Raw genomic sequence first — 24,356 nt, 5'->3', positions numbered from 1 at the left:
GCTGGCGACGCGCCGCGTCCGCCGTCCGCCACGGCAGGCCGCCCGCTACGGCAGGGGCCCGAGGTCGCCCTCCAGGACGGTCTGGACGATCTGGGGGCGGTCCCAGAGGGTCAGGAGTTCGTTGGCGAGGGCGACGACCGGCAGGGGGTCCTGGTCGCCGCGCGCGCTGATGGCGGCGGCCGACAGACCGCGCGGGACGGCACCCGCGTCCAGCAGGGCACGCCAGTCCTGCGGGCCCAGCTCCAGATACTCCAGGCCGGTGAGCCCGGCGATCTCCAGAGGGTCGGCGAGGGTGCCGGGATACGCGGACAGGGACCGCAGACGGGGGAGTCCCGTGACCGGGGCCAGGCCGAGCGGCTCGGCGTCCCACACACCGATGGACAGGACCTCCAGACCCGGGTGCGCGGCGGCCTCGACGCTCGGTATGCCGTGGACGTTGACGTACGCCACGGCCGGCGGCCGGTGACCGCGAGGGGCGCCGTTTCGCTCGCCGCGCCGGCCCAGCACCAGATCGGTCAGCGAGTCGGCGACCGGATCGGCGCCGATGATCTCCTCGTGGCTGAGGACGACGACCTGTCCCAGGTGGCCGCGCGGGCCGGGGGTCAGGTCGATCGCCAGCCGGTCGCCGCCGCCGTTGTCCCCGAACGCGATCCAGCCGGGCGAACCGACCAGCCCCTGCACCGCGGCGTCGGGCGGCGTCACCACCGCCGTCATCGCCGCGGACTCCCAGGGGCACTCGCGGGACGCCGCGTCGGCGATGTACAGGCCGTCCAGGTCGAGGAGTTCGCAGCCGACCGCCGTGTGCAGGCGTTCCGCGGCCCGGTGGTCGCCGGTCCGGTCCAGCCGGCTCGACCGTGTCACCCGGTGGAGCGCCTTGAGTTCCTCGGGCAGGGCGACACCGAGCCGCGCTTCCGCGGCGGCGATCTCCGCCTCCGTCGCGCCGATGGCGTGGGGCAGCCGCTCCCGCAGTGTCCGCTCCAGCAGTTCCGGGTCCGCCGAAGGGGCCGGCGCGGCTGCGGGCGTGGGCTCCGGCAGGCGGCGCAAGGGCTCGGGCAGGGCGCCCTCGACCAGGAGGAGCGTCCCCGGGTGCGAGGTGCCGCTGCCGGAGTCCACCACCGCCGGGCTCGGCCCCCGCAGGCGCAGGGTGGTCCTCCCGGCGGCCGTGATCCGCGCGTTGAACGCGACGTCGTCGACACCGGCTTCCACGAGCCCGTCCCGCACCCGCCGCACCGCGTCGGACTCGCGTTGCGTGTCCTCGGCTCGGACGGCCGCGCCGGCGGATGACGGGAGCCGTAGCCGCGGCAGACTCCGACCGTGCCGTCCTATACGCCCCCCGACGCGCAGGGGGGTCGCGCCGTCCTCTTCCCTCACGCGGCCTTCCCGCAGCAGGCGCAGCAAGGGCTCCCAGGTGGCGAAGTCGTGCACCGAGGGCAGCGGAGGACTCTGATCGACCATGCACCGACCGTACGCGGGACCACTGACAACGAGGGCCACGGGTCCTGCCCCGGAGCTGAGGACGGGCGGCCGTCTCTCAGGCGCCGGCCCCGCCCGGCTTGGTGCGGTCGATCACCTGGCCCGGGGGCGGCGGGGTCGCGCTCACCGGCTTCTCGTAGTCGGAGAAGGCCATGGTGCTGGGGGCCTTGCCGCCCGACTGGTCCACCTTCAGGATGTACGGCTTGCCCTCGGTGGCGACATACATGGTGATCGTCTCGCCGCCGCCCTTGTTCTTCTTCAGGGCGATCGCCTGATGCCCGTCGACCGTACTGGTCTCGCCCTTCGTCATTCCCTGGCGTTCGGACTTGTCGCTGTCCATTTCGGCGAGGAATCCCTGCTTGTCGCAGAGACCGGTGGTGCCGGCGTCACCCATCGGGACTTTCACCCACCGTCGGCTCAGCGTCTGCGTTTCCTTTTGCGTGCCGCCCGAGTTCTTGGCGGTGTTCTGCCAGAAAGCCTCGTTGCCCTTGATATACGTGGCCTGATCGGCGTGGATGACGTCCGCCGTGGCTTGTTCGGAGGTCATCCTGCCCTTGCATGTCTTCTTGTTGTCGACGTGGAAATCGACGGTGAGCGGCCGGCTGTTCGCGTAGACCTTGCCCGTCATGTGCAGGGAGGAGGCGTTTCGCGTGGCGCTCACCGCACGGGAAGCCACCTGGTCCGCGCTCTGCCCGGCGAAGGGCCGGTCGTCCGACGACCCTTTCGCACATCCGGCGACGCCTATCGCGGCGGTGACGGTGACACAGACGGCGGACGCGGCGAGTATCCGATTGACAGGCACACAATCCTCCTTGAGGTAGACGCCTTTGAGGGCTGCCGTGAAAGCCGTGTACCCCCGTCGAGTGGAATAGTCGGCTCCTCTTGGTGCGTGCCTCTCGTCGGGCATACGGAACACCCGGCGCCTACGGATGTGTCACTTCCCCTTGTCCTCGGCTTCCTTTGTCCTCGGCGAGCGTGTGCGCGACGAGCGCGTTCGCGTGGCCGTGGCCGAGCCCGTGTTCGGTCTTGAGCCAGCCCACTAGTTCCATGTGCTTGGTCAGCGCAGAGGCACGGATGAGGTCCTTCCATTCCTGGACGGGACGGCCGTACTTCTGCTCGATCGAGGGGAAGTAGCTCGCGGGTCCCTTGGCGGGTGTGGTCATGAAACTCTCCTGTTCGGGTGCTGCGGTGAGGGTGTCCGGGTGTCCGGGTGTCTTGGTGTTCAGCTGTCCGAAGCCGAGGCGCCGAGGCGGGCGGTGGCCGCGGTCAGCCAGAGCAGGCCGAGGCCGGCGCCGAGGGTGAAGGCGAGGACGGTGGCCGAGGAACCGGCGAAGCCGGCGAGGACGCCCGCCGGGGCGAGGCGGGAACCGACGGCCCAGCCGCGACGCCGCTCGGCGGCGAAACGGCGGCCCAGCAGGAGGAAGGCCGCGCACAGGGCGAGGTATCCGACCATGCCGCCCAGCATGTGCAGGGTGCCGTGCGGGCTCAGCGCGCCGGACCCGGCGGCGGGGTCGCCCACCGGGAAGCCGCCGCCGGGGTCGGCGGTGAAGAACGCGCAGAAGAGGAACGACGCCCCGAAGACGCCGACCAGCCGCGGCACCCACGTCCCGCCGTACCCGCCCCGCAGGACCCGGTGCAGACCGACCGCGCCGGCGATGAGCAGCGCGCCGGTCAGCAGGAAGGCGGTCACCTGGATCCAGCCGAGATCACCGAGGCTGAGCCGGCTGATGGCGTTGCGGCTGAAGTCGAAGCCGTGGCGCGTCAGCCCCTGGACCAGGCCGGTCCCCAGGAACAGCGGGCCCGCCACGGCGCCGGCGGCCGGCAGGAGCCGGGTGCTCGGCGGCCGGTGGGACGCCGGTACGGCGGCGGTGTCCGCGAGTAGGGGCGCGATGGTGTCGGTCATGGTGTGGTCCGCCAGAAAGTGAACTGGACGGTGTGGTACCCGCCGCGATCCGAGAGTCACGGTAGACACTCAGGAACTAGACTGTCCAGTACTAACCGACTGATCGCCACCGATGGAGGTCCGCGTGGAAGCGATGGAAGCGATGGAAGCGAACGACGAGAGCCGGTCGGCCCGCAAGCACCGGGCGATCATGGACGCCGCGACCCGGGCGTTCATGGCCAAGGGCTACTCGGGCACCAGCATGGACGACATCGCCAAGCTGGCCTCGGTCTCCAAGCAGACCGTCTACAAGCACTTCGCAGACAAGGAGAAACTCTTCGCCGAGATCGTCCTGGCCACCACCGACCGGGTGGACGCCATGATCGACCTGGTGGCCGGCATCCCGGCCGACGCCGATCGGCTGGAGGAGAACCTCACCGGGCTGGCCCGCCGGTTCCTCGGCGCCCTCACCCGGCCCGAGGTGCTCCAGCTGCGCCGCCTGATCATCGCCAACGCCGACACCTTCCCCGAACTCGGCGCCGCCTGGTACCGGCAGGGCTTCGAGCGGGTCCTCGCCACCCTGGCCGACACCTTCCGGAACCTGGCGGACCAAGGGCTGCTCGTGATCGCGGACCCGCTGCTGGCCGCCGACCACTTCGCCGGGCTGCTGCTCTGGATCCCCGTGAACAAGGCCATGTTCCACGGCGGCCCCCAGCACACCCAGGACGACCTGGACCGCTATGCCACCGCCGGCGCCCGGGCCTTCCTCGCCGCCTACCGCAGGAGCTGAGCCGGACGGGGAGATGATTCCGGCGCGGGCGATCGGTCTACACGGAGAGGAGCGGAAGGAGACCCGTCATGCCCTCGCACGGATCACAGAAGCACCCCACGACCGAATTCGACCCCCGTTACAGCTCAGCGCTCCACCCCCGCCCGGGTGCCGCCGACGCCACCGCCACCGCGTGGCCGGAGGCCCAGCGGCAACTGGCGGCCGCCGAGATCTTCTGGGTCTCCACGGTACGGCCGGACGGCAGGCCGCACATCACCCCCGTGATCGCCGCCTGGCACGACGGAGTCCTGTACTTCTCCACCGGCCCCGCCGAGCAGAAGGCAAAGAACCTCGCCCGGCACGCCCACTGCGCGCTGACCACCGGGAACAACTCCCTCACCGAAGGACTCGACCTGGTGGTCGAAGGGAGCGCCGAGCCGGTCACCGACCCGGCGGTGCTGGAGGAGGTGATCACGGCCTACGAGACGAAGTACGGCCCCCACATCACCTCGGCCGAGGGCACCTTCCACGGCATCGGCGACGCCTTCCGCAACGGGGATGTGCTGGTGTACGCCGTCGCCCCGGCCACCGCGTACGGGTTCGGCCGGAACGACGGGGTGTTCAGCCATACGCGGTGGACGTTCTGATCTCCAGGCGTAAGGTGGCATTGTTCTACTTCAATTAGAACAATGATGTGAGGGGGGAGCTGGATGACCGCCATCCGCAGATGCGTCCTGACGGCCGTTCCGTTCGGGGGCGCCGCCGTTGCCTACGTCGGTGTCTTCCTGGCACGTTACGACCGGCTGCCGGGGCGGATCGCCACCCACTTCTCGGGCGGCGGCGGGGCGGACGACTTCATGAGCCGGACCGCGGCGCTGTGGTCGGGGGCCGGACTGATCCTCGGTCTCGGGGCGCTCTTCAGCGTCCTGAGCCTGGTCTCCAAGGAATCCACCGGTGCGCGACTGCTCGCCGCGGCCGGTGCCGCTACGGCCGTCATGCTCGGCTATCCCCTGGTCATCACGGTCCTGATCAACACGGACGTCCAGGACCCCGCCGCGGTGCGACTGCCGTTGTGGCACCTGGCGGTGCTGCTGCTCGCGGGCGCGGTCACCGGCGTACTGGCCTGGTGGCTGGTGGGTGCCGGACCGCGCCCCGCGCCCGTGCCGCCGGCACTCGCGCTGCCGCTGGCCGAGGGCGAGGCCGCGGCCTGGAGCCGCACCATGATCTCCCGCGCCCTGCTGTTCCCGGCCGCCGCCACCACGCTCGGCGGGCTGGCCGCCCTGGTGTCCGGACTCCGGCAGGCCGGAGTGCCCCTGCTCGTCGCCGGCCTGTGCGCACTCCCGCTCGCCGGTGTCCGGGTGGCCGTCGACCGGCGCGGCCTCACGGTCGCCTCGATGATCCTGCCCCGCCCCCGCCTGGCCGTGCCGCTCGCCCGCGTCTCCGCGGCCGGCAGCCTCCGGATCAGCGCCATGGCGGACTTCGGCGGCTGGGGCTACCGGATCCTCCCGAACCGGCGGGGCGTGGTGCTGCGTTCGGGTGAGGCACTGTCGGTCCGCACGGTGGCGGGACGTGAGTACGTCGTCACCGTCGACGACGCCACCACCGCGGCCGCCCTCCTCAACGGCCTGGTGGAACGTCATGCGCGGGAGCGTGGGTAGGGATGCTGTTCCGGGTGCTTCCCGGCTCCCCCGTGCCCTTGGGGGAGCAGATCGCCGCCTGCGTGCGAGGGGCGATCGCCGACGGTACGGCGGCGCCGGGGGAGCGGCTGCCCCCTGCCCGCGAGGTCGCCGAGTCGCTGGGTGTCAACGTGCACACGGTGCTGCGCGGCTACCAGCGCCTGCGCGACGAGGGCTTGATCGAACTGCGCCGCGGCCGGGGCGCGATGATCACCGCCGCGCCCGGCGTCGCGGACCAGGCCCGGCTCGGCGAGGCCGTGCACCGCCTCATCGCCCAGGCACGCGAACTCGGTCTCGCGGACGGCGAGTTCCTGGCCATGGTGCGCAACGGCCTGGCCGACGCCCCCGTTCACCCCCGTGCCGACTGATCGGTGCGCCGAAGTGATGGTCAGCAGGCCGCGTTCCAGGGAAGGATGGCCGCCATGACGGACGAAGGCATCTCCATCGACCCCACCAGGCCCAGCATCGCCCGGGTCTACGACTACCTGCTCGGCGGCAAGGACAACTACGCCGTGGACCGGGAGATCGGTGATGTGTTCAAACGTGACCTTCCCGGGTCGGTCGCGATCGCCTTCGCCAACCGCGCCGCCCTGACCCGCGCGGTCGGGCAGATCGCGACGACCACCGGTATACGGCAGTTCATCGACCTGGGCAGCGGCCTCCCGACCGCCGACAACGTCCACCAGGTCGCCCAGCGCCACGCTCCGGAGACCCGGGTCGTGTACGTCGACACCGACCCCCAGGTGCTGGTCCACGGCCGTGCGCTGCTGGAGCAGAACGAGCGGACCCGGGTCGTCCGGGCCGATGTGCGCGACCCCGAGAACGTCCGCACCCACCCGGACACCGTGGAACTGATCGACTTCGAGCGTCCCGTCGCGGTCATGTTCAGCGCCATCCTGCACCACGTCAACGACGAGGAGGACCCGGCCGCCATCGTCCGCTACTGGCGCGACCACGTGCCCTCCGGGAGCCACTTCTTCGTCAGCCACTTCCGTTCCGGCAACAACCCGGAGACGGTCGAGGCCGAGGGAGTCCTCCAGCAGACCTTCGGCCGCGGCCGCTGGCGCACCGACGAGGAGATCGCCGCCCTGCTGGAGGGCCTGGAGATCCTCGACCCCGGGATCGTTCCCGCCCCTCTGTGGCGGCCCGAGACGGTCGACAACCCGTGGCAGGGCGACGGCGAACGGGAACTCACCGTCTGGGAACGCCTCATCGCCGCCGGACTGGCCCGCAAGGCATAGCCGTCCTGTACCGTCCCGCCGCCGACTGGCCGACTGGCCGACTGGCCGACTGGCCGACTGGCCGACTGGCCGGTCGAGCCGCCCGGGCCCGGGGCCGTCGTCCCCGTCACCCGTCCCCGTCACCCGACCGCCGCACGCATCAGGCGCATCCGGCCCCGACCCCCGCACGGTAAAGACCCGGGAGGAACACGACGGCGGGCGGCAGAGGCGGGATCATGGACGACGGACAGACCACCCCGAGGACAGGGGACGGGCCGGTGGCCGACCCGCCCCCGACCTGCCTGGTGACCGGCGCGAGCGGATACATCGGCGGCCGGCTGGTACCGGAGCTGCTGGCCGCCGGCCACCGGGTGCGCTGCCTGGTCCGCACCCCGCGCAAGCTGCGCGACCACCCGTGGGCCGACCAGGTGGAGATCGTCCAGGGAGACGTCACCGACGCCGACTCGGTGGCACGGGCCATGACCGGCATGGACGTCGCCTACTACCTGGTGCACGCCCTCGGCACCGGCGGCGACTTCGAACGCACCGACCGCGAGGCGGCCCGGACCTTCGGCGAGCAGGCCCACCGCGCAGGCGTCCGGCGGATCGTCTACCTGGGCGGCCTCACTCCCGCCGGTGTGCCCGAGTCCCGCCTCTCCCCGCACCTGCGCTCCCGCGCCGAGGTCGGCCGCATCCTGCTCGGCTCGGGCGTACCGACCGCGGTACTGCGCGCCGCCGTCATCATCGGCTCCGGCTCCGCCAGCTTCGAGATGCTCCGCTACCTCACCGAACGCCTGCCGGTCATGGTCACCCCCCGCTGGGTCGGCACCCGCATCCAGCCGATCGCCGTACGCGACGTGCTGCGCACCCTCGTGGGCTGCGCCACCCTCCCCGCCGACGTCAGCCGCGCCTTCGACCTCGGCGGCCCGGAGGTCCTCACCTACCTGGACATGATGCGCCGCTACGCCGCCGTCGCCGGACTGCCCGCACGGCTCATCCTGCCCGTGCCCGTCCTCACCCCCGGCCTGTCCAGCCACTGGGTCGGCCTGGTGACCCCGGTCCCGGCCTCGATCGCCCGCCCGCTCACGGAGTCCCTGCGCCACGAGGTGGTCTGCCACGACCGGGACATCGAACGGTACCTGCCCAGCCCGCCCGGCCACCCCCTCGGTTTCGACCGCGCCGTCGCCCTCGCGCTGCAACGCGTCCAGGACGCCCAGGTCAGCACCCGCTGGTCGTCCGCCTCCGTACCGGGCGCCCCCAGCGACCCGCTCCCCACCGACCCGGACTGGGCCGGCGGCAGCCTCTACACCGACGTACGGGAACGCGACGCGGACGTGGCCCCCGAGGCGCTGTGGCAGGTCATCGAGGGCATCGGAGGGGAGAACGGCTGGTACTCCTTCCCGCTGGCCTGGGCCGTGCGCGGCTGGCTGGACCGCCTCGCCGGCGGGGTCGGCCTGCGCCGGGGCCGACGCGACGCCCGCCGGCTGCGCGTCGGCGACTCGCTGGACTTCTGGCGGGTGGAGGAGATCGAGCCGGGACGGCTGCTGCGGCTGCGCGCCGAGATGCGGCTGCCCGGCCTGGCCTGGCTGGAGATGCGGGTGGACGGCCCTGGGCAGGGGGAGCAGCCGGGAGGCGGTCCCGGGCACGGTGACGGGCACGGTGGCGCGGCTGGAAACAGTGATGGGGTCAGTGCCGGTGCCGGTGCCGGTGCCGGTGCTGGGTCCGGGGCTGGAGATCGTAACGGGGCCCGCGACGGAGGCAGAGCCGAGGCCGATGCCAGGGCCCGTGCCGGGTCCGGGCCCGTCCGCTACCGGCAGCGCGCCCTCTTCCACCCCCGCGGCCTGCTCGGCCAGCTGTACTGGTGGAGCGTCTCGCCCTTCCACGCCCTCGTCTTCGGCGGCATGGCCCGCAACATCGTCCGCGCCGCCGCCCGCGCCCAGGCGGAGCGCGAGGACCCCGCGGGGGCGGCCGGCACCCACTCCTTGCCCGGCACCGCATCCGGAACCGCCGCGCCGCCGGAAGACACCGCGGCCCGTACCGGCCGCCGCCGTCCTCCGGAGAGAAGCTGAAGCCATGCACGTCTCGGTCGTCCTGTTCACCTCGGACCTGCGCCTGCACGACCATCCGCCGCTGCGCGCCGCCCTGGACTCCGCCGACGCGGTCGTCCCGCTCTTCGTGCGCGACCGCGCCGTGGCGGCGGCCGGATTCGCCACCCCCAACCGCAGCGCCTTCCTCGCCGACTGCCTGGCCGACCTCGACGCCGCGCTGCGCGAGCGCGGCGGCCGGCTCGTGGTGCGCTCCGGCGATCTGGTCGAGCAGGTGTGCCGGACGGCGGCCGAGGCGGACGCCGACGAGGTGCACATGGCGGCCGCGCACAGCCGCTTCGCGACCCGCCGCGAGGAGCGGCTGCGCACCGCGCTGGAGGCGGACGGCCGCCGCCTGTTCGTGCACGAGTCGGTCACCGTGGCCGTGCCGCCCGGCGAGGTCACCCCGGCCTCCTCCGACCACTTCGCGGTCTTCACGCCGTACCACCGGCAGTGGACGCGGGTCCGGCTGCGCGGTGTCGTCGCGGCCCCGCGCCGCGTGCCCGTCCCCGACCACGTCCAGGGCGAGCCGCTCCCCGGGCGCGGCCAGGTCACCGGCGTCTCGCCCGCCCTGCCGCCCGGCGGCGAACGCGAGGGACGCAAGCGGGTGACCGCGTACTGGCGGCGCGGCCTGGACGCCTACGCCGACACCCACGACGACCTGGCAGGCGACGCCACCTCCCGGCTCTCCGCGCACCTGCACTTCGGCACCCTCTCCCCGGTGGAACTCGTCCACCGCGCCCGCCGCCGCGGCGGACCCGGCGCCGCGGCGTTCGAACGCCAGCTCGCCTGGCGCGACTTCCACCGCCAGGTCCTCGCCGCCCGCCCCGAGGCCGCCCACGCCGACTACCGCACCAAACGCGACCGCTGGCGCACCGAGCGCACCGCGTGCGCCGACATCGAGGCCTGGCGCGAGGGCCGCACCGGCTATCCGGTGATCGACGCGGCGATGCGCCAACTGCGCCACGAAGGCTGGATGCACAACCGCGCCCGGCTGCTGACCGCGAGCTTCCTCACCAAGACCCTGTACGTCGACTGGCGGATCGGCGCCGCGCACTTCCTGCACTGGCTGGTCGACGGCGACGTGGCCAACAACCAGCTCAACTGGCAGTGGACGGCCGGCACCGGCACCGACACCCGCCCCAACCGGGTCCTCAACCCCGTCGTCCAGGCCAGGCGCTACGACCCCGAAGGCGCCTACGTACGCCGCTGGGTGCCCGAACTCGAAGGTCTCGACCGCCGGTCGGTGCACGAGCCGTGGAAGCTGCCGGACGCGGACCGGGCCGCCCTCGACTACCCCGATCCGGTGGTGGACCTGTCCGCGGGCCTCGACCGGTTCCGGCAGGCCCGCGACCGGCAGCGCTGAGGACGACTCGGCAGCCGCGGGGACGACTCGGCATCCGTGGAGGCGGCTCACCGTCCCTGGACTGGAGGCGGCTCACCGGCCGTAGAGACGGCTCAGCGTCCGCGTCGCGTCCCGCAGCCCGGTGCAGCGGTGCAGGCCGGTGGCCGGCCGGCGGTCCCAGCCCGGGCCGGCGGGCAGGACGAGGGGGCGCCGGCGCGCACCCGCCGCGCCCCACTCCAGGGCGGCGACATGCCGGGCCAGCGACAGCGACGCCGTGGCGCGGCTCTGCGCCCACAGGACGACCGCGGCCGGCCCGGTGCGCCGCACGCACGCCAGCAGCGCGTCCACCGGCACCGCCGCGCCGAGCGTCCGGGTCGGCACCCCCCGCTCGCCCAGCGCGGCCGTCAACGCCTCCAGGGGGAGCGTGTGCTGCTCGTCCGGCGTGCAGGCCAGCACCACGGGCGGGGCACCGGCGGGCGGTTCGGCGCGCGGCAGCAGCAGCGGCGCGCTGCGCAGCGCGCCGGAGACGTGCCAGGACAGGAGGTGCTCGACCTCCACATAGCGGTCGCCGGACGACTCCCACTTGCGGCCCACCGCCCGCAGCGTCGGCACCATCACCTCCTCCCACGCCACCGTCAGCCCGTGCTGCCTGACGGCCTCCAGCAGGCGTGCCTCCAGCTCCGGCGCGTCCAGTCGCACCGCCGCCCGGGCCAGACCCCGGCACTCCTGCCGTACGTCCCCGAGCGGAAGCCCGCTGCCGGCACCGCCGGGCCTGACCCCCACCGCACTGCCCACGCCGGTGGTGGCGTCGTCCGCCTCCGGGCCGGGCGGCGCGGCGGACCGCAGCCGGGCCACCCTCGCCGCCTCCGCCGGTGGCGCGCCCGCCGCCGTCAGCCGGCACATCTCCTCCACCATCGCGATGTCCTCGGGGGACCAGCGGCGATGGCGGCCCTCGGAGCGCAGGGCGGGCCCGATGCCGTAGCGGCGGTCCCAGGAACGCAGGGTCGTCGGGGAGACGCCGAGCCGCCGGGCGAGCACGCCGGTCGGCACGCCCGCGACGGTGTTCGGGCCGGGCGCGACGGCGTTCGGGTCGGGCTCGGGGTGTCCGGCGTTCGGGTCGGGCTCGGGGTGTCCGGACATCCGCAAGGGGCCATTTCGACGCGGTATCGATGCGAGTTGTCCCCAGCCTCCCACGATCGCAGCCTGGATCACACGAGCCCGGTGCCACCGCGCCGGTCAGGAGGAGGCCCGGCATGCGCGACCGCGACGACATCGGTGACTGGGCGGGCCTGCACCGACGGTGGTCCGGGCTCGTCCACGGTCTGGCCCGGCAGGCACTCGGGGACACGTGCGAGGCGCAGGACGTGACCCAGCAGGTGTTCACCGCGGCCTGGCGCGGACGCGGGGGGTACGCCGCCGAGCGGGGACCGTTCCCCGCCTGGCTGGTCGGCATCACCCGGCGCAAGGTGGCGGACGCCCTCGCCGCCCGTACCCGGCGCGCCGAACTGACCGCGGCGGCGGCCGGACTCCTCCCGCCACCGGGGCAGGGGGCCGGCGGGGACCCGGAGGCCGCGCTGGACCGCCTCGTCGTCGGAGAGGCGCTGCGGGGGCTGAGCGAGCCGCAGCGCCGGGTGCTGCGGCTCGCCTTCTACCAGGACCTGACCCAGACGCAGATCGCCCACGTCACGGGCTGGCCACTGGGCACCGTCAAGAGCCACACCCGCCGCGGCCTGGACCGCCTGCGCCGCTCCCTGGAGGAGACCGGGCTGCCCGCCGCGTAACCGGCTCTGCCGGGAGGGGGCTGGGCGGCCGCGGTATGACCGGGTCCGCCGGTAGGGGACCGACCGGGCTGCCGCCGATGTCCGGTTCTGCCGGGAGAGGGCCGGTCCGCCCGCCGTATGACCGACTCCGCCGGGAGCGGGTCGGCTGCCGCCGACGACCGGTTCTGCCCGGAGAGAGCCGGTCCGCCCGCCACATGACCCGCTCTGCCTGGTGGCGACCGGACTACCGCCCACGCCCGGTTCCGCCCGGAGGAGGCCAGGCTGCCGCCGCCTGATCGGCTCTGCCCGGTGAGGCCGGGGCTGCCCGTCACCCGCGCTGCCCGGTGGAGGCCGGGGCTGCCCGTCACCCGCGCTGCCCGGTGGAGGCCGGGGCTGCCCGCCGCATGACCTCCCGTCAGCGGCGGCCCGTCCTGGCCATCACCCCTCCCTCCGCCTCACCCCCGAGTTCCGCCGTGTAGTCCGCCAGGACGCGCCGCCCTGTCCACCCCAGGGACTCGGCCCTGGTCACGTCCAGGACGACCGGGTCGGCCAGTTGGTCGACGGCGTAGGGCGTGAGGAACGGTTCCGTGTCCGGGCGCAGTCGGGCCAGGGTCAGGGCGGCCCGTGCCGCCGAGCGGGCGAGAGCCGGCGGGACGTGCCGGACCCTGGCCCGGACGCCGTGGGCCCGCAGGACGGCCTGGACCGCGCGGTCCCGGTCGTAGGGCACCGGGTCGGCGATGTTGTAGGCGGCCGGCGGCCAGCCGGCGGCGGCCAGGCAGGCGTCGGTGAGGTTCTCCACGGCCGTCAGGCTCAGACGGACGCTGGGCCCCGGCAGCAGGAGCAGGCCGCGCCGGACCCGGGAGAGCAGCCGGGGCACCAGATGCGGGTCCCCGCGGCCGTAGACCGCCCGGGGCCGCAGCACGACGGCGCCGCCGGCCAGCGCGAGGGCCTCTCCGGCGGCCTTGGTACGGCCGTACGCGTTCGACTGGCCGCGCACCGGATGGTCCTCGGTGATCCGGGAGCGGCCGGGGCCCGGCGCGTAGACGCTGGCGCTGCTCACCCACACCACCGGCCGGCCCCCGGCCGCCGCCAGCAGCCGGGCCGTGCCGTGCACGTTGACGGCCCGCATCGCGGCCTCGGCGCGGGAGCCGGGCACCGGGTCGCCGACCGCCGCCGCGCAGTGCACGACGAGGTCGGCGCCGGACAGGTCGGGCACCTCGCGGGCGGCGTCCCACGGGACGTGCCGGCCCACCGGCCCGGGCCGCCGGCCCACGCACAGCACCTCGTCGCCCCGGGCCGCGGCGGCGACGGCGACGTGAGCGCCGCAGAAGCCGCTCGCGCCGGTGACGGCGATCCTGGTCACCGGTCCTCCTGCGCCGTGCTCGTGGCGCGGACGGTGAGCGTGCGCCAGCCGGGCAGCGCGGCGCGCCGGTCCACGCGGGCGCGCCGGACGGCGGGACGGTACGGGGCCAGCGCGGCGAGGGTGTCGTCGAGCTGGGCGCGGGCCAGCCGGGCGCCCGGGCAGGCGTGCGGCCCGGCGCCGAAGACGAGCTGGGCCACGGCGGGCGGGGCCGGGTGGTGGGCGTCCGGCGCGAGGTCGTGGGCCCGCGCCGCGTGCCGGGCCACCAGGATCAGCCGGTCCCCGGCCCGTACCGGGCACCCGCCGAGGTCCGCGTCGGCCGCCGCCACGCGCGGCAGCAGCGGGGAGGGCGCGATCACCCGCAGCAGTTCGCCCACCAGCGCCGGGCGCAGCCGGTCGTCGGCGGCCTGGTCCCACAGCGCCGCGTCCGCGCACCAGGCGGCGGCGCGCGGCAGGGCCGCCACGGTGGTGTTGACGGCGGCGACCGCGAGCATCGCCCGCAGGGCCGCGTCCGCGCCGGACCCGGCCGGGCGCAGCAGGGCCTCCAGCCGGGCCGTCGCCGCGACGGCCGCCCGGGCGGCGCCGGGCGGGCGCGGTCCGGGCAGGTGGTCGCGCACGGCGGCAGCGGCGGCGCGGCCGGCCGCCCCGGCGATGCGCTCGGGGTCCCCGGGGACGTCGAGGAGCGCTGAGACCGTGGCCCCGGCCAGCTCCCGGGCCAGCGGTACGAGGTCCACGGACCGGCCCGCGCCGAGCGGGGCGAGGCGCCGGTCGAGGACCTCCCGCCACACCGGGCGCAGCAGCTCCACACCGGCCGCGCCCAGCGGGTCGGCGACCGCGCGCCGGGCGGCCCGGTGCCCGGCGCCCGCCTCGTCGAACAGCGCCCCGCCCGAGGACAGCGCGCGGACGGCGCCGCCGGTGGTGCCGGCCGCGGCGCGGTCCAGCGGGACACGGGTCAGGGCGTGCCGGCAGGCGTCGGTGCCGTGCACCAGTACCGCGCGGCCCAGCCGCGTCACGGGGCGGCGGCGGGTGAGGGCGAGCAGCGCGAACAGCGCGGGGTGCGAGCGGGTGTAGACCCGCCGGTCCCGGCCGCGCGCCGCCCGCACTCCGGTCGTGGCGGTCATCGGATGTGCACCTCTCGCGGGTCGGCGGGGAGATAGCGGCGGTCCCAGTTCCACAACAGGGTGCGGCGGGCGCCCCAGGCCCGCAGCCGCCGCAGGCTGGTGTGCACCACCATCCGCTCGGCCCGCGCGATCCGGTCGCTGTGCTCGCGTGCCCGGTTGAGCAGGCCGACGTCCTCCGGCGGTCCCTCCAGCGGCACCCGCGGCGTGCCCCCGCAGCGCAGGTACAGGTCGGCGGTGACGGCGAGGTTGTGGCCGTGGCACAGGACGTAGGGCGCGCGGTGGCGCGGGCGGCGGTGCGCCGGGCGGTAGCGGCCGTACAGGGCGGTCGTGCGGATTACCGCGGGCAGCAGGTACCGCTCGGCGAACGAGGGGTGCTCGTCGCGGCGCGGGAGGCTGCGCCCGCAGGCCAGTTCGGTCCCGCGCCCGAACTCGGCGCGCGCCGCGGCGATCCAGTCGGCGGCGGGCAGGCAGTCGGCGTCCGTGCGCACCAGCAGGGTCGCGCCGCGCCCGATGGCGTACCGGAAGCCGGTGTCGGCGGCGGCGCCCGTGCCGCGCTCGTCCTCGCGGACGAGGTGCACGGGGAACGGCGCGGTGGCGGCGAAGCCGCGCACCACGGCGGCGGTCGCGTCGGTGGAGGCGTTGTCGACGACGACCAGCGCGAAGCCGGTGTCGGTCTGGGCGGCCAGCGCGGCCAGCGTGGCGCCGATCGAGGCCGCCTCGTCGTAGGCGGGCACCACCACCCACAGCGGCCCGGCCGCCGCCGGCGGCGCGGCGTTCATCGCCGGCCCCCTTCCGCGAGGCGCCGGGCGGCCAGCCGGGCGGCGGCCGCCCGGTCGGGTTTGCGGGAACGCCCGGACAGCGGGACCTCGGCCAGCAGCACCGCGTCCGGCCGGGCGGACCCCATCCGCTCCAGCGGCCCGGCCAGCGCGGCCCGCAGCTCCCGGCGGCCGACGCCCCGTTCCGGCTGCACGACGGCGACCAGCCGCTCGTCGCCGTCCCCGGCCGGTACGCCGACCAGTACGGCCAGTTCGACACCGGGCACCTGCAAGGACGGCTCGTACAGCCCCGGATAGATGTTCTCCGCCCGCCTGAGCACCATGTCCTTGACGCGGCCCTCCAGCACGATCCGGCCCTCCTCCAGCCGGGCCCGGTCGCCGGTGGCGACCCAGCGGTCCGGCTCCTCGCCCAGGTAACGGTCCCGGGCCGCAGGACCGGACACCAGCAGCTCGCCCGTTCCGTCCACCTTCGCCTCCACCCCGGGCAGCGCGGCGCCGGCCAGATCGCCGCCGCCGGTGTGGGCGGCCTTCTCGGCCTGCTCCACCGCCGCTGCCGGGAACAGCTCGGTCAGCGCGTACACCCCCCACGCCTCCTGGGCGCCCGCCTGCTTGACCCGGGTGAGCAGCGAGGCGCTCGCCGGGGCGGAACCCGTCCACACCCGGCCCGTGAACCGGGCCCCCCGCGCCAGCGCCGACCGCAACTGAGGAGGCGTCAGGTAAGTCGCCTGCGGGCTGAGTTCGCGCAGTTGGCGGGCCAGGACGCGCGGTGAGCGGGCGGGCAGCGCGACCGGCGCGCCGCTCGCCAGGGACGGGACGAGGACGAAGAACGTCCCGCCCAGGACCGGCCGCCCCGCCCGCGGCCGGACCAGCTCGGTCACGGTGGCCATACCGGCGGCGAGCGAGGACCGGGTGTGCACCACCGCGCGCGGCCGGGACGTGGTGCCGGAGGTGAAGACCACGACCGCGTCGGCGTCCTCGTCCACCGGGCGCGGCGGCACCGCGGCCCGCGCCCCGTCGTCCAGGGCGGGCGCGCAGCCGGGCAGCCGCGGTCCGACGGTGACCACCGGCCCGAGTCCGGCCAGGTCCGGCAGCGCGAGGTGGGCGCGGCGGGCGAGCGGGCGGGCCCACCCGGCGACCGCCTGCGCGGTCGCGTCGGCGAGGACGAGGCCGGGCTCGGCGAGGGCCAGCCGGGCGCGCAGCACGTCCGGCCCGGCGCCGGGGTCGAGCACCGCGGCCCGCGCGCCCAGCCGGTGCACGGCCAGCAGCACGGCCAGCGCCCGGGGCCCGGGCCGCACCGCGACCCCGACGGTCCCGCCCCGGCCGATGCCGCGGGCGTGCAGGGCGGCGGCGTACCGGTCGCCGAGGTCGGCCAGGTCTGCGCAGGTGGCCCTGACCCGTACGGCACCGGTGCGGGTGGTGCCGAGGAGGGCGGGCCGGTCGGGCCGGGCCCGCAGGGTGTGGGCGAGGGAGTCGATCATCAGCGCGGGTCCTCTCCGTGCCGGCCAGGCCCCTTGCCGAGGTACCAGCGGGCGGTGCCGGCCAGGCCGTAGGCGCGCAGTCGCCGTGTGGAGTTCTCCACGACCATGGCGCGGGCGTGCACGACGGCGGTGGTGTGGCGGCGCACCCGGTTCAGGAAGAGCCGGTCGGTGGGGGAGGGGCGGCGCGGCATGCCGCCCACGGCCTCGTACAGCGCGGCGGTGACGGCCATGTTGTTCCCGGCGTGCATCCGGTACGGGGCGAGGTAGCCGTGCCGGCGCCGGTGGGCCGGGCGGACCCGCCCGAACAGCGCGGCCAGGCGCACCAGGGCGCGGAACGCGGCCCGCCCGAGCGGCCCGTGCTCGTCGCGGCGCGCGTCGATCCGGCCGCACACCAGGCCGGCGCCGCCCCGCAGGGCGTCGCGGGCGGCGCCCGTCCAGCCGGGGTGCGGCAGGCAGTCGGCGTCGGTGCGGGCCAGCAGGGTCGCGCCGCGCCCGATGGCGTACCGGAATCCGGTGTCCACCGCGCAGCCCACCCCCTTCTCTTCCTCGCGCAGCACGTGCACCGGGAACGGCGCCCGGCGGGCGAAGTCGCGGGCCAGGCCGGCGGTGGCGTCGGTGGAGGCGTTGTCGACGACGACGAGCGTGAAGTCGCGGTCCCGCTGGCCGGCCAGCGCCTGAAGGGTCGCGCCGATCCGTGCGGCCTCCTGATGGGCGGGCACCACCACCCACAGCGCGCTCACGCCTTCTCCCAGACCGTCGTCATGATGCTCACGCCGCCGCCCAGGCCCACGAACAGCACCCGGTCGCCGGGGCGCAGCCCCGCGTGCACGCGGTCGAGCTGCACACCCAGCGTGGCGCTGGCCATGTTGCCCAGCTCGGGCACCGTGAGCACGAGCCGGTCCCGGGGGACGCCGGTCAGCTCCACGAACCGCTCCAGGTACGGCACCGTCACCTGATGCACGAGGACGTGCCGGAAGTCCTCCCAGGCCAGCCCGGTGCGCTGCCGCATCCGGTCGAGGACCGAGGTGCCGACCTTCTCGAACACCTCGCGCAGTTCGGCGCCGTCGCCCCGGAAGTACGTGTGATCGTCCCCGCGCGGATGGCGCGACCCGCCGCCGAAGATCCCGCCGACCCGCCAGTGCTCGGAGTGCGTCTCGGTGTCCACGTCGAGGATGCCGCCCCGGTCCACCGCCGCCAGCACCACCGCGGCCCCCGCGTCCCCGAAGGTGTAGCCCGCGAAGCCGTCCCGCAGCTGCTCGGGACCGGACGGCGCGCGCCGCACCGCCCGGCTCGGCGTCTCCCCGGTGACCACGAGCGCCCGGCGGGCCCGCCCGGCCAGGATCATCGCCCGGGCCGTGTCGATGCCGTTGAGGAAGCTGTTGCACGCGTTCGTCACGTCCAGCGCGTGCGCCCGCGAGCCCAGTTCGGCCTGCACGGCGTGGGCGGTGGCCGGTTCGGCCATGTCCCGCGTGGCCGAGGCGAACACCAGCAGGTCGACGTCGTACGGCGCGAGCCCGGCCCGGTCAAGGGCGGTGCGCGCCGCCCGCACCGCGAGCGTCGAGGCGTACTCGCCGTCCGCCGCGACCCGGCGCGAGCGGATCCCGGTGACCCGTTCCAGCATCCGGGGCGGCATCCGCAGCCCGGACGCCGCGGCGAGCTGCTCCTGCAGCCGCTCGGACGTCACCTCGCGGGCCGGCAGGCAGGAGGCCGCCGACATGATGCCCACCCGCGGGACAGCGCCCCGGGCAGCGTGGTCTGTGTGCATGACAGGGACACTACGAGCGGGCCCGGACAGCCTGCCTGAGCACGCGTACTCAGACCGGCATGGGTAGACGGCCCGGGGGGAGCCGCGTCTCGCCGGGTGGCTCCGGCGGCTTTGCTCCTGTCCGCCGGCCGCTCACGGCAGCAGCGCCGCCGCGAGTGCGCCGGGCCGGGCGGCGAACGGGTTGTGGCCGCCCGGCAGGGTGCGGACGGTGAACGGGGCGCCGGGCATCGCCCGGTCGGCCTCCGCGATCATCAGGTCCTGCACGGCCGGCGGCAGCGCCCGGTCGTCCGCGCAGCGCAGGAACGTCCGCGGTATCCGCCCCCAGCGCGCCGCGGTCACGGTGACCGGGGCGGACGGGAACGCCAGGGGCAGGTCGGTGCTCAGCACGGAGCGCAGGCGGTCGAAGCGCTCCGGCGGGACGTCGTGGTAGTGGGTCTGCCGCAGTTCCTCGACGTAACCGGCGTCCGGGGAGAGCGGGTTGATCCGTACGGCGCCCAGCGCCTCGGGGTCGCCGAGGGTCAGGTGCTGCCCCCGTGCCGTGGCGTTCTCGGGCCCGCCGAGATAGTCGAGGAACCGCGCCCGTCCGGCGGGGACGAAGGCCGACAAGTAGACGATCTCGTCGACGAGTTCGGGTGCGCGCTCGGCGGCCAGCGACGCCGGGCCGCCGCCCGCGCTGTGGGCGACGAGCACGACCCGGCGGGCGCTGCGGACCTGGCGCAGTGTGTCGAGGACGGCGTCCGCGCCGTCCTCCATCGTCACGGACGCCAGCGGCGACTTCTCGGTGGACAGGCCGGGCTGGCCCGGCAGGAGGTAGCCGCTGGGGAGCGGCGCGTCCAAGCCGTGCCCCGGCAGGTCGACGGCCACGCTCGCGGCACCGAGTCCGGCGAGCGCGCGCTGCGTCGCCGCCCAGTGCCCGGAGCCGTGCCAGGCGCCGTGCACGAGGACGAGGACGGTACCGGTGGGGGAGTGAGGTGTCATGAGCGCATTCCACGCGATCCGGGCTCGGTCATCCAGCGGAAGATCTGGCAAGCTGGCCGGTGATACCTGTGGGATATCGCCGGGGAAGGGAGGGGCGGACATGGAAGCACGGCACCTGCGGTACGCGCTGGCCCTGGCCGAGCACGAGCACTTCGGCCGGGCGGCCCGGGCGCTGGGCATCGCGCAGCCGCCGCTGTCCAAGCAGATCGCCGACCTCGAACGGGAGGTCGGGGCCCGGCTGTTCGACCGCACCCGCCGGGGGGTGTTCCCGACCGCCGCCGGGCAGGCGTTCCTCGTCCGGGCCCGTAAGGCGCTCGACGAGATGGCGGCGGCCTCGGCCGACGCGGGCCGCGCCGCGCGCGGTGAGACGGGCCGGCTGCGGCTCGGGTTCATCGCCTCGGCGCTGCTGGAACCGCTGCCCGGTGTGCTGCGCCGCTTCGGCCGCGTCCGGCCCGGCGTCCGCCTGGAACTGCACGAGATGGCGACCAGCCGCAGCACCGCCGCGCTCGCCGCCGGCGAACTGGACGTCGCCGTCACGCTGGGCAGGCCGCGCGGCGCCGGAGCCGAACACCTGGTGTCCGTGCCGGTCGGCCACGACCACCTGATCGCGGTGGTGAGCACCGCCCACCCCTACGCGGGGCGGCCGTCGGTGAGCGTGGACCAGTTGCGCCGCCAGCCGCTGATCCTGGCGGCCGGCGAGGACGAACCCGCCCTGCTGACCGGGCTGCGCGCCCTGCTGGGCGAGGACGGCCCCGCGCTGTCCGGCGCGGCCTTCGCCCGGGACATCCACACGATCATCGGCCTCGCCGCCTGCGGCGTCGGCGTCGGTCTGGGGCCCTCGCGCATGCTGGCGGCCCCGCGCCCGGGCACGTGGTTCTGCGAGGTGACCCCGCGCACACCCCTGCCCGACCTCGTCCTCTCCTTCACCGCCCGGGACCGCTCCCCGGTGCTGGACGCCTTCCTCGACGTCATCCGCGACGACTGCCCCACGGTCGGGGCCGCGCTCGACCAGCGCCTCGGCCCTCGCGCCGAGGGGGTCGTCTGATACGTCCGGAGCCCCTGCCGCCGTACGTCTGGAAACCCTGCGGCAGTACGCCCGTACGCCCGTACGCCCGTACGCCCGTACGCCCGTACGCCCGTACGCCGGTCAGCCGTCGACGCGGGCGGCGTTGAGGCGTACGGCCATCAGTGCCACGTCGTCGCTGCCGTCCGGGCGCAGCCGGTCGAGCAGGTGTGCGCAGACGTCCTCCGGGTCCGTGCCGGTCTCCCCGGCCACGGCGGCCAGGGTGTCCAGCGAGTGCTGGAGGTCCACATGGCGGCGCTCGACCAGGCCGTCCGTGACCAGGAGGATCAGCGAGCCGGGCGGCGCCTCGACCTTGTGGGCGGGCGGGTGCGGCAGGCCGAGCCCGAGCAGCGGACCGTGTTCGTGCACGTAGGAGGTCGTGCCGCCGGGGCCGCGCAGCAGGGGCGGCAGATGACCGGCGTTCGCGATGTGGAGGGTGTCCGAGCCGGACTCGATCAGGACGACGCAGAGGGTGACCGTGGCGCCGGGTTCCACGGACGTCAGCAGGTGGTCCAGGCGGGACAGGATCACCTCGGGCGGATGCCCCTCGACGGCGTAGGCGCGCAGCGCGTGCCGTACCTGGCCCATGACCATGGCCGCGTCCAGCGAGTGCCCGGCGACGTCGCCGACGGCCACGACCAGGCCGGCGGGCGTGTTGATCGCCTCGTAGAAGTCCCCGCCTATCTCGGTGCGTTCGCTGGCGGGCAGGTAGCGCACGGCCAGATCGGCACGTGCCGTCTCCGGCAGCGACTCGGGCAGGAAGCCGCGTTGCAGGGTGAGGGCCAGGGCGTGTTCCTCGCTGTAGCTGCGCAGCGCCTCCAGTGCCAGGGCGGTGGCCTGGGTGAGCTGGGTCAGCAACTGCTCGTCGTCCGCCGTCGTGACGGCGTCCGCGGCGGCGACGATGACCACCGGCGGCCGCTCGGCCTTGGCCCGGCCGACGACGGTACGGCGTCGCTCGGCGGCCTTGAGGCCGGGCGGCAGGCAGGGCAGGTCGGGCCCCGGCGCCGGCCCGTCCGGTACGCCGGTGTGCTCGCGCCGCTGCGGCCAGGGCGCGCTGGAGTGCACCTGCGCGACCGCGGGCCGGTCCGGGCCGTCGTGGCCGTCGAGCCAGGTGTGGGCGACCAGCGGGCCGCCCTGGGGCGTGGTGAGGAACGCGGCCACCTCGCACCGGAAGACGGCCGCCGCTCCCTCGGCCGTGACGCGGGCCAGTTCATGGGCGTCCGAGGCGCTGTACAGCGCCAGGGTGAGCTGGTTGAGCAGGCGCAGCCGGTCGGCGAGGAGTTCGGCGCGGCGCCGGGCACGGGCGTAGCGCAGCGTCGCGGTGACCGTGGCGAGCAGTTCGCCGGGGGCGATGGGCTCGACGAGGTAGGCGTCGGCGCCCCGGTAGAGGCCCTGCGTCCGGTCGTCGGCGCTGATGGCGGAGGCGGAGATGTTGATGACGGGCACCGCGGCGGTGGCCGGGTCGTTCTTGATGTGCTCGCACACCTCGAACCCGGTCATGTCGGGCAGCCGTACGTCGACGATGGCGATCTCCGGCAACGGGCCCGGCCCGGCGAGCAGTTCCAGGGCCCGCGTGCCGTCCTCGGCCTCGGTGACCCGGTGCCCGGCCCGGCGCAGGGTGGTGCTCAGGACGTACCGGTTGGTGGGGGCGTCGTCCACCACCAGGATGTGCGCGGGACTGGTGTCCGTGTCGGGTCGGTGCGTCATCGGGGTTCCTCGGCCCTGGGCGGTGTCGTGGGTGCGGCGGGAGGAGCCTGCCGCGCGGGCGGCCCGGACCGCGGCCGGTGCAGGGCGGCGGCGAGATTGGCCGCGGTCAGGCGTGACTTGTTCAGCACCGCGCGGACCGGGGCCAGCCGGGCGCGGTCCACGGCGGAGTCCTCCAGCGCGGTCAGGACGATCACGGGGATGCCCGCCGTGGCCGGCCGCGCGGCCAGCAGCCGGCGCACCTCGTAGCCGTCCGTGCCGGGCATGGTCAGGTCGAGGAGCACGGCGTCCGGCCGTTCGCGCTCCACGGTGGCGGCGGCCCGGCCGCTGTCGGTGAGGACGGTGACGGACTCGACGAGGCCGTCGAGCAGCGGCCGGAAGCCGGCCAGGAACGCCACGTCGTCGTCGACGACCACCACGGACCGCACCGGCTCTCCCACGGCGGGCGGCGGGCGTCGCCCATGGTCCGGCCCGGCTGCCGCCGGCCCTTCGGCTGCCTCCGGTCCCCCCTCGGCCCCTGCGGGGTCCGCCTCCTGCGGCGGCACCGTGCGGACGGGGCGGGCCGGGATCTCGACGGTCACCCGGGTGCCCAGGCCCACCTCGCTGTCGAGCGTCAGCCTGCCGCCCAGCAGCTCGGTGAGCCTGCGCGCGTAGGGCAGGCCGAGGCCGGTGCCGTGCCGGCCGCGCTGATGCGGCCCCCGCACCTGGTAGAACTCCTCGAATACGCGCTCAAGTTCGTCGGCCGGGATGCCGACGCCGGTGTCCTGGACGCGGAAGACGAAGCGTGCGCCCCGGGGATGCTCGTCCTCGCTGACGTCCAGCGTCACCGAGCCGCCGGCCGTGAACTTCAGGGCGTTGGACAGCACGTTGCGCAGGACCCTGGTCAGCATGACCTCGTCGGTGACCAGGGGCCCGCGCTGTCCGTGGTCCGGGATGCGCAGGGCGACCCCGGGCCGCGCGGTGCCCTGGAGCGTGCCGCGCAACTGGTGCAGCAGGGCCCGCAGATCGGTGTCGGCGGGGTGCGGCTCCAGCCGGCCGGACTCCGCCTTGGCCACGTCCAGGAGTTCGTCGACGAGGGCCAGCAGGGTGCTGCCCGAGGCCTGGACGAGCGCGACCTGCTGGCGCTGCTCGTCGGTCAGCGGGTCCGCGCCGGTGTCCAGCAGCAGCCGGGACAGGGCGATGACGGAATTCACCGGTGAGCGCAGCTCGTGGCTGACGTTCGCCCAGAACCGGGTCTTGTCGGCGTGCGCGATCTCCAGCTGGCGGGTCTTGTCCTCCAGTTCGGCGTAGAGGGCGACGACCCCGCTGTTCGTCTCCTCCAGCTCGCTCGCCAGTTCGGAGTAGAGGGCGACCACTCCGGCGTTGGTCTCCTCCAGTTCCGCGTTCAGCCGCTGGAGTTCGTCCTGCTGGCTCTGCGACTCCTCCAGCGCGGCCAGCAGTTGGCGGTTCTGGGTGCGCAGCGCTTCGACCAGATCGGACGCCGTGTCGGCGCCGGCGAGCCGGCCGCGCAGGTCATCGGCGAGAGCGCGCGCGGCCGCCGCCGGCGCGGGGGTGTGCTGCGTGAGGACGAGACCGTGGCCGCCGCCGTCGGCCGGGGACGACAGGCGGCTGCCGTCGAGCAGGCGGTTCGCCGCGCCCAGCAGGGTGGTGGACGGACGGCGCTCCCCGCGCCAGCCGAAACACACGGTCAGCGCGACGGTCTCGGACTCCTCAAGACAGAGCCGCGCCCGCAGGCCCGTGGCCCCCAGCAGGTGCTCGCCGGCCTCGCTCACCACGGTGGTCAGCCGGACCAGCGAACTGCCCGTCAGGCCGAGGGCCCGGCACACCGCCTGGGTGCACCGGCGCAGCGCGACCACGTCGCCCTCCTCCCGCAGGGCGAGCGTGATCACTTCATGGACGGAC

General features: G+C 75.2%; 23 protein-coding genes. 9 read left to right on the top strand and 14 right to left on the bottom strand.

Annotation, left to right across the window (positions count from 1 at the left end):
- Positions 1-45 precede the first annotated feature (45 nt).
- The 4 genes from ABZ858_RS14760 to ABZ858_RS14745 form a co-directional block, all read right to left on the bottom strand.
- A complete protein-coding gene (locus ABZ858_RS14760) occupies positions 46-1,455 on the bottom strand; it encodes an SMI1/KNR4 family protein (protein ID WP_361376846.1) in 1,410 nt (469 codons plus the stop codon).
- A 76-nt stretch (positions 1,456-1,531) separates the two neighbouring features.
- A complete protein-coding gene (locus ABZ858_RS14755; protein WP_361376843.1) occupies positions 1,532-2,275 on the bottom strand; it encodes a hypothetical protein in 744 nt (247 codons plus the stop codon).
- Positions 2,276-2,396: 121 nt separating this feature from the next.
- Complete coding sequence (locus ABZ858_RS14750) at positions 2,397-2,636, bottom strand: DUF4287 domain-containing protein (RefSeq protein WP_361376840.1); 240 nt, start codon at positions 2,634-2,636, stop codon at positions 2,397-2,399.
- A 59-nt stretch (positions 2,637-2,695) separates the two neighbouring features.
- Positions 2,696-3,376: a DUF998 domain-containing protein gene (locus ABZ858_RS14745; RefSeq protein ID WP_361376837.1), complete on the bottom strand. Its 681-nt coding sequence runs from the start codon at positions 3,374-3,376 to the stop codon at positions 2,696-2,698.
- 133 nt (positions 3,377-3,509) lie between these two features.
- Here ABZ858_RS14745 and ABZ858_RS14740 point away from each other — a divergent pair, with 133 nt between their 5' ends.
- The 7 genes from ABZ858_RS14740 to ABZ858_RS14710 all read left to right on the top strand — a co-directional run bounded on the left by ABZ858_RS14740 (position 3,510) and on the right by ABZ858_RS14710 (position 10,470).
- Entirely contained in the window at positions 3,510-4,145 is a 636-nt protein-coding gene (locus tag ABZ858_RS14740; RefSeq protein ID WP_361377198.1) for a TetR/AcrR family transcriptional regulator, read from the top strand.
- A 68-nt stretch (positions 4,146-4,213) separates the two neighbouring features.
- On the top strand, positions 4,214-4,771 hold the full coding sequence (locus ABZ858_RS14735) for a pyridoxamine 5'-phosphate oxidase family protein (RefSeq protein ID WP_361376834.1): 558 nt from the start codon (positions 4,214-4,216) through the stop codon (positions 4,769-4,771).
- A gap of 63 nt (positions 4,772-4,834) precedes the next feature.
- Entirely contained in the window at positions 4,835-5,782 is a 948-nt protein-coding gene (locus tag ABZ858_RS14730; protein WP_361376831.1) for a DUF1648 domain-containing protein, read from the top strand.
- A gap of 2 nt (positions 5,783-5,784) precedes the next feature.
- Positions 5,785-6,168 (top strand): GntR family transcriptional regulator, encoded by a 384-nt coding sequence (locus ABZ858_RS14725; RefSeq protein WP_361376828.1) that lies wholly within the window; start codon positions 5,785-5,787, stop codon positions 6,166-6,168.
- A 54-nt stretch (positions 6,169-6,222) separates the two neighbouring features.
- Positions 6,223-7,041 carry an SAM-dependent methyltransferase gene (locus ABZ858_RS14720; protein WP_361376825.1) on the top strand — a complete coding sequence of 273 codons (819 nt, stop codon included), beginning with the start codon at positions 6,223-6,225 and terminating at the stop codon, positions 7,039-7,041.
- Positions 7,042-7,256: 215 nt separating this feature from the next.
- The gene (locus ABZ858_RS14715) at positions 7,257-9,089 is read left to right on the top strand and encodes an SDR family oxidoreductase (protein ID WP_361376822.1); all 1,833 of its coding nucleotides are present in this window, start codon (positions 7,257-7,259) and stop codon (positions 9,087-9,089) included.
- Positions 9,090-9,093: 4 nt separating this feature from the next.
- Positions 9,094-10,470, top strand: a complete 1,377-nt coding sequence (locus tag ABZ858_RS14710; RefSeq protein WP_361376819.1) for a deoxyribodipyrimidine photo-lyase — start codon at positions 9,094-9,096, stop codon at positions 10,468-10,470.
- A 72-nt stretch (positions 10,471-10,542) separates the two neighbouring features.
- Here the strand turns inward: ABZ858_RS14710 and ABZ858_RS14705 are convergent, their stop codons facing one another.
- A complete protein-coding gene (locus ABZ858_RS14705) occupies positions 10,543-11,589 on the bottom strand; it encodes a MerR family transcriptional regulator (protein ID WP_361376816.1) in 1,047 nt (348 codons plus the stop codon).
- A gap of 113 nt (positions 11,590-11,702) precedes the next feature.
- Here ABZ858_RS14705 and ABZ858_RS14700 point away from each other — a divergent pair, with 113 nt between their 5' ends.
- Positions 11,703-12,230 carry a sigma-70 family RNA polymerase sigma factor gene (locus tag ABZ858_RS14700; RefSeq protein ID WP_361376813.1) on the top strand — a complete coding sequence of 176 codons (528 nt, stop codon included), beginning with the start codon at positions 11,703-11,705 and terminating at the stop codon, positions 12,228-12,230.
- A 394-nt stretch (positions 12,231-12,624) separates the two neighbouring features.
- On the opposite strand, the gene ABZ858_RS14695 is transcribed toward ABZ858_RS14700, so the two are convergent.
- The 7 genes from ABZ858_RS14695 to ABZ858_RS14665 form a co-directional block, all read right to left on the bottom strand.
- Positions 12,625-13,572, bottom strand: coding sequence for an NAD(P)-dependent oxidoreductase (locus tag ABZ858_RS14695; protein ID WP_361376810.1), 948 nt, complete (start codon positions 13,570-13,572; stop codon positions 12,625-12,627).
- Entirely contained in the window at positions 13,569-14,690 is a 1,122-nt protein-coding gene (locus ABZ858_RS14690; RefSeq protein ID WP_361376807.1) for a cytochrome P450, read from the bottom strand. Before ABZ858_RS14690 ends, ABZ858_RS14695 begins: the two co-directional genes overlap by 4 nt.
- Complete coding sequence (locus ABZ858_RS14685) at positions 14,687-15,469, bottom strand: glycosyltransferase (protein ID WP_361376804.1); 783 nt, start codon at positions 15,467-15,469, stop codon at positions 14,687-14,689. Before ABZ858_RS14685 ends, ABZ858_RS14690 begins: the two co-directional genes overlap by 4 nt.
- Positions 15,466-16,944, bottom strand: a complete 1,479-nt coding sequence (locus ABZ858_RS14680; RefSeq protein WP_361376801.1) for a class I adenylate-forming enzyme family protein — start codon at positions 16,942-16,944, stop codon at positions 15,466-15,468. The genes ABZ858_RS14685 and ABZ858_RS14680 overlap by 4 nt, the downstream gene beginning before the upstream one ends.
- Positions 16,944-17,684 (bottom strand): glycosyltransferase, encoded by a 741-nt coding sequence (locus tag ABZ858_RS14675; RefSeq protein WP_361376798.1) that lies wholly within the window; start codon positions 17,682-17,684, stop codon positions 16,944-16,946. The genes ABZ858_RS14680 and ABZ858_RS14675 overlap by 1 nt, the downstream gene beginning before the upstream one ends.
- On the bottom strand, positions 17,681-18,709 hold the full coding sequence (locus ABZ858_RS14670; RefSeq protein ID WP_361376795.1) for a ketoacyl-ACP synthase III: 1,029 nt from the start codon (positions 18,707-18,709) through the stop codon (positions 17,681-17,683). Before ABZ858_RS14670 ends, ABZ858_RS14675 begins: the two co-directional genes overlap by 4 nt.
- A gap of 132 nt (positions 18,710-18,841) precedes the next feature.
- Positions 18,842-19,687: an alpha/beta fold hydrolase gene (locus tag ABZ858_RS14665; protein WP_361376792.1), complete on the bottom strand. Its 846-nt coding sequence runs from the start codon at positions 19,685-19,687 to the stop codon at positions 18,842-18,844.
- A gap of 100 nt (positions 19,688-19,787) precedes the next feature.
- Here ABZ858_RS14665 and ABZ858_RS14660 point away from each other — a divergent pair, with 100 nt between their 5' ends.
- Positions 19,788-20,732 (top strand): LysR family transcriptional regulator, encoded by a 945-nt coding sequence (locus ABZ858_RS14660; protein WP_361376789.1) that lies wholly within the window; start codon positions 19,788-19,790, stop codon positions 20,730-20,732.
- A 102-nt stretch (positions 20,733-20,834) separates the two neighbouring features.
- On the opposite strand, the gene ABZ858_RS14655 is transcribed toward ABZ858_RS14660, so the two are convergent.
- Positions 20,835-22,457: a fused response regulator/phosphatase gene (locus ABZ858_RS14655; protein ID WP_361376786.1), complete on the bottom strand. Its 1,623-nt coding sequence runs from the start codon at positions 22,455-22,457 to the stop codon at positions 20,835-20,837.
- The gene (locus ABZ858_RS14650) at positions 22,454-24,343 is read right to left on the bottom strand and encodes an ATP-binding protein (RefSeq protein ID WP_361376783.1); all 1,890 of its coding nucleotides are present in this window, start codon (positions 24,341-24,343) and stop codon (positions 22,454-22,456) included. The genes ABZ858_RS14655 and ABZ858_RS14650 overlap by 4 nt, the downstream gene beginning before the upstream one ends.
- Positions 24,344-24,356: the final 13 nt, after the last annotated feature.

Source organism: Streptomyces sp. NPDC047017, assembly GCF_040644175.1.
Taxonomy (GTDB): domain Bacteria; phylum Actinomycetota; class Actinomycetes; order Streptomycetales; family Streptomycetaceae; genus Streptomyces.
Note: the sequence above shows the minus strand (reverse complement) of the source record. Positions and strands in the feature narration are given on the sequence as shown.

Bases quoted from the DNA above. Each gene is read 5' to 3' on its own strand.
- ABZ858_RS14745 (WP_361376837.1), bottom strand. From the start codon at position 3,376: ATGACCGACACCATCGCGCCCCTACTCGCGGACACCGCCGCCGTACCG.
- ABZ858_RS14740 (WP_361377198.1), top strand. From the start codon at position 3,510: ATGGAAGCGATGGAAGCGAACGACGAGAGCCGGTCGGCCCGCAAGCAC.
- ABZ858_RS14720 (WP_361376825.1), top strand. From the start codon at position 6,223: ATGACGGACGAAGGCATCTCCATCGACCCCACCAGGCCCAGCATCGCC.
- ABZ858_RS14665 (WP_361376792.1), bottom strand. From the start codon at position 19,687: ATGACACCTCACTCCCCCACCGGTACCGTCCTCGTCCTCGTGCACGGC.
- ABZ858_RS14700 (WP_361376813.1), top strand. From the start codon at position 11,703: ATGCGCGACCGCGACGACATCGGTGACTGGGCGGGCCTGCACCGACGG.
- ABZ858_RS14725 (WP_361376828.1), top strand. From the start codon at position 5,785: ATGCTGTTCCGGGTGCTTCCCGGCTCCCCCGTGCCCTTGGGGGAGCAG.
- ABZ858_RS14710 (WP_361376819.1), top strand. From the start codon at position 9,094: ATGCACGTCTCGGTCGTCCTGTTCACCTCGGACCTGCGCCTGCACGAC.
- ABZ858_RS14730 (WP_361376831.1), top strand. From the start codon at position 4,835: ATGACCGCCATCCGCAGATGCGTCCTGACGGCCGTTCCGTTCGGGGGC.
- ABZ858_RS14735 (WP_361376834.1), top strand. From the start codon at position 4,214: ATGCCCTCGCACGGATCACAGAAGCACCCCACGACCGAATTCGACCCC.
- ABZ858_RS14680 (WP_361376801.1), bottom strand. From the start codon at position 16,944: ATGATCGACTCCCTCGCCCACACCCTGCGGGCCCGGCCCGACCGGCCC.
- ABZ858_RS14655 (WP_361376786.1), bottom strand. From the start codon at position 22,457: ATGACGCACCGACCCGACACGGACACCAGTCCCGCGCACATCCTGGTG.
- ABZ858_RS14690 (WP_361376807.1), bottom strand. From the start codon at position 14,690: ATGACCGCCACGACCGGAGTGCGGGCGGCGCGCGGCCGGGACCGGCGG.
- ABZ858_RS14660 (WP_361376789.1), top strand. From the start codon at position 19,788: ATGGAAGCACGGCACCTGCGGTACGCGCTGGCCCTGGCCGAGCACGAG.
- ABZ858_RS14750 (WP_361376840.1), bottom strand. From the start codon at position 2,636: ATGACCACACCCGCCAAGGGACCCGCGAGCTACTTCCCCTCGATCGAG.
- ABZ858_RS14670 (WP_361376795.1), bottom strand. From the start codon at position 18,709: ATGCACACAGACCACGCTGCCCGGGGCGCTGTCCCGCGGGTGGGCATC.
- ABZ858_RS14715 (WP_361376822.1), top strand. From the start codon at position 7,257: ATGGACGACGGACAGACCACCCCGAGGACAGGGGACGGGCCGGTGGCC.
- ABZ858_RS14760 (WP_361376846.1), bottom strand. From the start codon at position 1,455: ATGGTCGATCAGAGTCCTCCGCTGCCCTCGGTGCACGACTTCGCCACC.
- ABZ858_RS14705 (WP_361376816.1), bottom strand. From the start codon at position 11,589: ATGTCCGGACACCCCGAGCCCGACCCGAACGCCGGACACCCCGAGCCC.
- ABZ858_RS14685 (WP_361376804.1), bottom strand. From the start codon at position 15,469: ATGAACGCCGCGCCGCCGGCGGCGGCCGGGCCGCTGTGGGTGGTGGTG.